The sequence below is a fragment of the uncultured Bacteroides sp. genome (assembly GCF_949298305.1).
Classification (GTDB): Bacteria; Bacteroidota; Bacteroidia; order Bacteroidales; family Bacteroidaceae; genus Bacteroides.
The window spans coordinates 1-5,561 of sequence record NZ_CASFWU010000133.1 but is presented as its reverse complement, the minus strand read 5'-3'; the positions used below and the strand labels follow the sequence as shown (position 1 = coordinate 5,561).

Genomic DNA, 5,561 nt, shown 5'->3' with positions numbered 1-5,561 from the left:
CTTAAAAACTCAGAAACTCAAAAACTTAAAAACTCAAAATATGATACTTTTAGCCGACAGCGGCTCCACCAAGACCGACTGGTGCGTGACCGAAAGCGGGAAACCGCTGAAACAACTGACTACACGGGGCATCAACCCGTACTTTCAGACAGAAGAAGAAATAGAACAGACCATAGCCGCCGAACTGCAGCCCGGACTGGACGGGCTGTACCCCGACGGTGTACACTTCTACGGCGCGGGCTGCATCAACGACAAGGCCGAGGCCGTGAGCCGAGCTCTGACCCGCAGCCTCGACACCGACTCCGTGGAGGTCTGCACCGACATGCTGGCCGCCGCACGCGCCCTGTGCGGACACCGCGCGGGCATTGCCTGCATCCTGGGCACAGGCTCGAACTCGTGCTTCTACAACGGCCGCGAGATTGAGGCCAACGTCTCCCCCCTGGGCTTCATTCTGGGCGATGAAGGTAGTGGTGCCTGCCTGGGCAAGCTGCTGGTGGGCGACCTGCTGAAAGGGCAGATGCCGGCGGCACTGAAGGACGCATTCCTGTCGGAGTACGGCCTGACACCCGCCGAAATTATCGACCGCGTCTACCGCCGCCCCTTCCCCAACCGCTTCCTGGCCGGCCTTTCGCCCTTCCTGGCCGCACACTTGCAGGAGCCTTGCGTGCACCGGCTGGTGACGGACAACTTCCGCGCCTTCCTGAGCCGCAACGTGAAGCACTACGACTACCACCGGTACGAGGTCCACTTCACAGGCTCCGTCGCCTTCCACTACCGCCCGCTGCTGGCCGAGGCCGCCGAAGCCGAAGGCATCCGCCTGGGACAGATTCTGAAGAGCCCCATGGAAGGCCTCATAGCCTACCACGCCACCCCTGCTAACCCCTAACCCCTCACCACTCACCGCTAATCACTCACCACTAACCCCTAACCGTTCTCATGTCCTCCTTCATCAAAATATCGGAGCAACCCTCGCTCTACAACGATTTGGAAAAGAAATCTGTCCGCCAGATACTGGAAGAAATCAATACCGAAGACCGCAAAGTGGCCGTAGCCGTCGGGGCGGCCATCCCGCAGATAGAGGAACTGGTCAACGGCATTGTCCCCCGCATGGAGCAGGGAGGCCGCATCTTCTACGTGGGCGCAGGCACCAGCGGACGCCTCGGAGTGCTGGATGCCTCGGAGATTCCGCCCACCTTCGGGATGCCCCCCACGCGCGTCATCGGCCTGATAGCGGGAGGCGACAAGGCCCTGCACGGCCCCGTGGAGAACGCCGAGGACGACCCGCTCAGCGGATGGGAGGAACTGGAGGCGCACGGGGTCACCCCGCTGGACACCGTCGTCGGCATAGCGGCATCGGGCAGCACGCCCTACGTCCTGGGCGCCCTGCGCGAAGCCCGCAGGCGGGGCATCCCCACGGCCTGCATCACCAGCAACCCCGGCTCGCCCATGGCGGAGGCGGCTGACGTGGCCATTGAAATGATAGTGGGACCGGAGTACGTAACGGGCAGCTCGCGCATGAAGTCGGGCACGGGGCAGAAGATGATTCTGAACATGATCAGCACCGCGGTGATGATTCGCCTGGGGCGGGTGAGGGGCAACCGCATGGAGAACATGCAGCTCAGCAACCGGAAGCTGACCGACCGCGGCACCCGCATGCTGGCCGACGAACTGGGCCTGGCCTACGCCGACGCCCGCATGCTGCTCCTGAAGTACGGCTCTGTCAAGGAAGCGGCCGACGCCTACCGGAAGGAAACGGAAGGAAAAGAAGAGTGAACGCCGGAAGGGTACCCATCCCCGCTTGAAGAATGCTTGTACGGCCCGCAGAAGGCGCTTGCACGGCCCGCGGAAGATGCTTGCATGGCCTAAGCACTGATTATCAATGCCGGAAATGGCACTTTATGGTTTGCCGGGCAAGCAATCCGCAGTTCCCTCTACAGCTCCCGGCATCCTCCGGGGAGGAAAAAATAAACGCAGATTGTCACCGATTAACGCAAAGCGGAATAAAGCTTTTGCGACATCGGCGTCAATCTGCGTTTCAAACAATCAAACTCTCAACGTGCTCCGCAGCAGCATCTGAAATCAAAGTCTGAAATCAGAAGTTCCTCAAAGCACCTCGTCCAGCACCAGGTCGAACGTCAGGGTAGAATAACCGGGAATGGAGCTGTAGTCGCTCGTTCCGTATGCGCTCTGGTAGGGCACGTACAACATCCAGCGTTCGCCCTCGTGCATGTACTGCAACGCCCAAGTCCAACCGGCTATGACACCGCTCACCGAGAATGTGGCAGGCGAGTCGAAGTCCGTGGGAGCTTTCGTCACCGGATCCAGCACGCCGCGGTCCAATGCGCCATAGCCCTCGAAATTGCCGTCGAACATATCGCCGTTGATCAGCGTCCCATAGTAATAGGCGCTCACCGAGCTGGTATAGAAAGGACGGGCTCCGTCCAGATTCTTCACCACCTTCTTGCAATAGACATACTGCGCGCCCATGTTGGTGCTGGCCGTAGTCTGCAAGCCGAAGATTTCGCCCACCTCAAAACGGTCTATCAGGTCGCCCTCCGCATTCAGGTTGAACAAGTTGTTGCCAGCCAGGGCTTTGATGGAGTCGGCAAAGGCAATGTTCCGTTCGGACCAGTTGGCATACGCATCCTCCTCCGTCACCTCGTCACACGAGGTCAGCGCAGCAGCTGTCAGCAGGAAGAACGAGAGATATAAAAGAAGTCTGTTCATTTCTTGATTTGAGTTTTTAAGTTCTTGAGTTTATAAGTTCTTAAGATTTTGAGTAAGTAAGCCGCTGAGTTCTTGAAGGAGTGAGGCCCAAGACCGGCGTTTTAAGAAACGAGCCGGCCATCGGCCCTGCAACTCAAAAACCCAAAACCACAAACTCAATAGCTCAGAAGCTCACCCATCAAAGCGTCTTCAGCAGCGAAGTGATGCTGACGCGGTCTGCGATGATGTTGTTCAGCTCGCTGATGGGCACACGTTCCTGCTGCATGGTGTCGCGGTTGCGCAGGGTGACGCAGTTGTCCTCCAGTGTCTGATGGTCCACGGTGACACAGTAGGGCGTACCGATGGCATCCTGACGGCGGTAACGCTTGCCGATGGAGTCCTTCTCGTCGTACTGGCAGTGGAAGTGGAACTTCAGCGCGTCCACGATTTCGCGTGCCTTCTCGGGCAGTCCGTCCTTCTTCACCAGCGGCATCACGGCCAGCTTCACCGGTGCCAGTGCAGCGGGCAGTTTCAGCACAACGCGGCTTTCGCCGTTCTCCAGCTGCTCCTCGCAGTAGGAGGCAGACATGATGCTGAGGAACATGCGGTCTACGCCGATGGAGGTCTCGATGACGTACGGCGTGTAGCTTTCGTTCGTCTCGGGGTCGAAGTACTTGATGTTCTTGCCCGAGAACTTCTCGTGCTGCGAGAGGTCAAAGTTGGTGCGGCTGTGGATGCCTTCCACTTCCTTGAATCCGAAGGGCATCAGGAACTCGATGTCCGTAGCGGCATTGGCGTAGTGGGCCAGTTTCTCGTGGTCGTGGTAACGGTAGTGGTCGTCGCCGAAGCCCAGGGCCTTGTGCCACTTCAGGCGGATTTCCTTCCACTTCTTGAACCATTCCAGCTCGGTACCGGGCTTCACGAAGAACTGCATTTCCATCTGCTCGAACTCACGCATGCGGAAGATGAACTGGCGGGCTACAATCTCGTTACGGAAAGCCTTGCCAATTTGGGCAATACCGAAGGGAATCTTCATGCGGCCCGTCTTCTGTACGTTCAGGTAGTTGACGAAGATGCCCTGAGCCGTCTCGGGACGTAGGTACACCTTCATAGAACCATCCGAAGTAGACCCCATTTCGGTAGAGAACATCAGGTTGAACTGACGTACTTCGGTCCAGTTCTTCGTGCCGCTGATGGGGCAGACAATCTCTTCGTCCAGAATAATCTGTCGCAGTTCGTTCAGGTCGGGTCCGGCGTTCATCGCCTTGCTGTAGCGTTCGTGCAGTGCGTCACGCTTCTGCTGGTGCTCCAGCACACGGGCGTTGGTGCTGCGGAATTCCTGTTCATTGAAAGCGTCGCCATACTTCTTGGCAGCCTTGGCCACTTCCTTGTTTATCTTTTCGTCATACTTGGCAATCTGGTCCTCGATGAGCACATCGGCGCGATAGCGCTTCTTCGAGTCACGGTTGTCGATAAGGGGGTCGTTGAATGCGTCCACGTGTCCGCTGGCCTTCCAGATGGTGGGGTGCATGAAAATGGCCGAGTCGATGCCCACGATGTTCTCGTGCAGCAGCACCATGCTCTGCCACCAGTATTGTTTGATGTTGTTCTTCAGTTCCACACCATTCTGTCCGTAATCATACACGGCTCCCAGTCCGTCGTAGATTTCGCTGCTGGGGAATACGAAACCATACTCCTTGCAGTGCGAAACGAGTTTCTTAAAAACGTCTTCTTGTGCCATTGTTCTTGTTGTATCTATTAATTTTATTCAGATGCTTTGATAAAAAACGCCACAAAGATAGGCATTTATCTTATAAATCGGACAAGAGGGGTATTAATAATTAAAAAATGGAGGGATGCGATTGCCTGCTGCCCGCCAGCCGGAACCTGTCCACACAGCCCCCTACATCCAGCAAATTCCGCACCTGCCCGACCGTACAAGAAGTCGGCATGCCCCCACAAGGCCCAAGGAAGTAACGAAGCTGTCATACTCATGTCACGGAAAATCGCTACATTGTCCTAGTTTTTAAAAAAGTTACAGTTTGTTTTATAATTTCCTGCAAAAAAAAATTTTTCTAATAAAAATTTGATTAAGTATGCGAAGGTAATGCAAACAAACGCTATGATGTTGACACACCCAAATACATATAAAGAAACCCCATTGTTTGCCAATGATATAGGTGAACCTCCGCCTGCTGAAAAGGAAAATTTTCCAGAAAAGCTGGTAGGATGCAACACTGAACGGATGAAGAACATGTATGAGAATTTTATATATGTCCTGGAAAATAAAAAGATTTATTTGGATCCACATATAAATTTGACAAAGTTAAGCCGTTTATTGTGTACAAACGCCACTTATCTGTCAAAGATGATAAATACCTATTTTAAATGTAACCTGAAAACGCTGTTAAATCAATACCGGATAAACCATGCAAAAGAACTGCTCAAAAAAGACAATTGCAACATTCAAAGTTTGCCGGCCCAATGCGGGTTTATCTCACGAAGCACATTTTACGCCGCCTTCACCAAGTTCGAGCACATCACGCCTACCGATTACAGGGCCAAACACCAAAGCATGGAAATACTGAAAGAAATAGAGAATAACATAAATAGAATAACAACTATTTAATTTTATCAATTAACCATTATTATTACTATTATGAAAAAGTGGACTTATTTGGTCGCTGCCGGCATGTTGCTGGGTGCGGCACCGGTATTCACCGGATGTATTGACAATGATGAGCCGGAAGGTATCACGGGTCAGCGGATATTCCCGGTTGGTAGGCATGGTGTATCAAGCATATTGCGTATCTTTGTGGTATGAAAGCAGAACAATTACTTCGTGCCATCCTTCC

The 5,561-nt window shown here is 54.0% G+C and carries 5 protein-coding genes; 3 read left to right on the top strand and 2 right to left on the bottom strand.

Translation table 11 applies throughout. The features are described from left to right. Positions 1-40 precede the first annotated feature (40 nt). Positions 41-886 (top strand): ATPase, encoded by an 846-nt coding sequence (locus Q1Y74_RS13290; RefSeq protein ID WP_300814778.1) that lies wholly within the window; start codon positions 41-43, stop codon positions 884-886. Positions 887-936: 50 nt separating this feature from the next. Further along, positions 937-1,773, top strand: coding sequence for an N-acetylmuramic acid 6-phosphate etherase (locus tag Q1Y74_RS13285; protein ID WP_300814777.1), 837 nt, complete (start codon positions 937-939; stop codon positions 1,771-1,773). Between the two features lie 330 nt (positions 1,774-2,103). Here Q1Y74_RS13285 and Q1Y74_RS13280 read toward each other — a convergent pair whose 3' ends face one another. Beyond that, entirely contained in the window at positions 2,104-2,727 is a 624-nt protein-coding gene (locus Q1Y74_RS13280) for an FKBP-type peptidyl-prolyl cis-trans isomerase (RefSeq protein WP_300814776.1), read from the bottom strand. A 178-nt stretch (positions 2,728-2,905) separates the two neighbouring features. Then, the gene (locus Q1Y74_RS13275) at positions 2,906-4,447 is read right to left on the bottom strand and encodes a glycine--tRNA ligase (protein ID WP_300814775.1); all 1,542 of its coding nucleotides are present in this window, start codon (positions 4,445-4,447) and stop codon (positions 2,906-2,908) included. Between the two features lie 381 nt (positions 4,448-4,828). Between Q1Y74_RS13275 and Q1Y74_RS13270 the strand changes: the two genes are divergently transcribed. Continuing rightward, a complete protein-coding gene (locus Q1Y74_RS13270; protein WP_300814774.1) occupies positions 4,829-5,335 on the top strand; it encodes an AraC family transcriptional regulator in 507 nt (168 codons plus the stop codon). Positions 5,336-5,561: the final 226 nt, after the last annotated feature.

Excerpts from the sequence above, each read along its gene's own strand:
- Q1Y74_RS13275 (WP_300814775.1), bottom strand. The coding sequence starts at position 4,447 with ATGGCACAAGAAGACGTTTTTAAGAAACTCGTTTCGCACTGCAAGGAG.
- Q1Y74_RS13285 (WP_300814777.1), top strand. The coding sequence starts at position 937 with ATGTCCTCCTTCATCAAAATATCGGAGCAACCCTCGCTCTACAACGAT.
- Q1Y74_RS13270 (WP_300814774.1), top strand. The coding sequence starts at position 4,829 with ATGATGTTGACACACCCAAATACATATAAAGAAACCCCATTGTTTGCC.
- Q1Y74_RS13280 (WP_300814776.1), bottom strand. The coding sequence starts at position 2,727 with ATGAACAGACTTCTTTTATATCTCTCGTTCTTCCTGCTGACAGCTGCT.
- Q1Y74_RS13290 (WP_300814778.1), top strand. The coding sequence starts at position 41 with ATGATACTTTTAGCCGACAGCGGCTCCACCAAGACCGACTGGTGCGTG.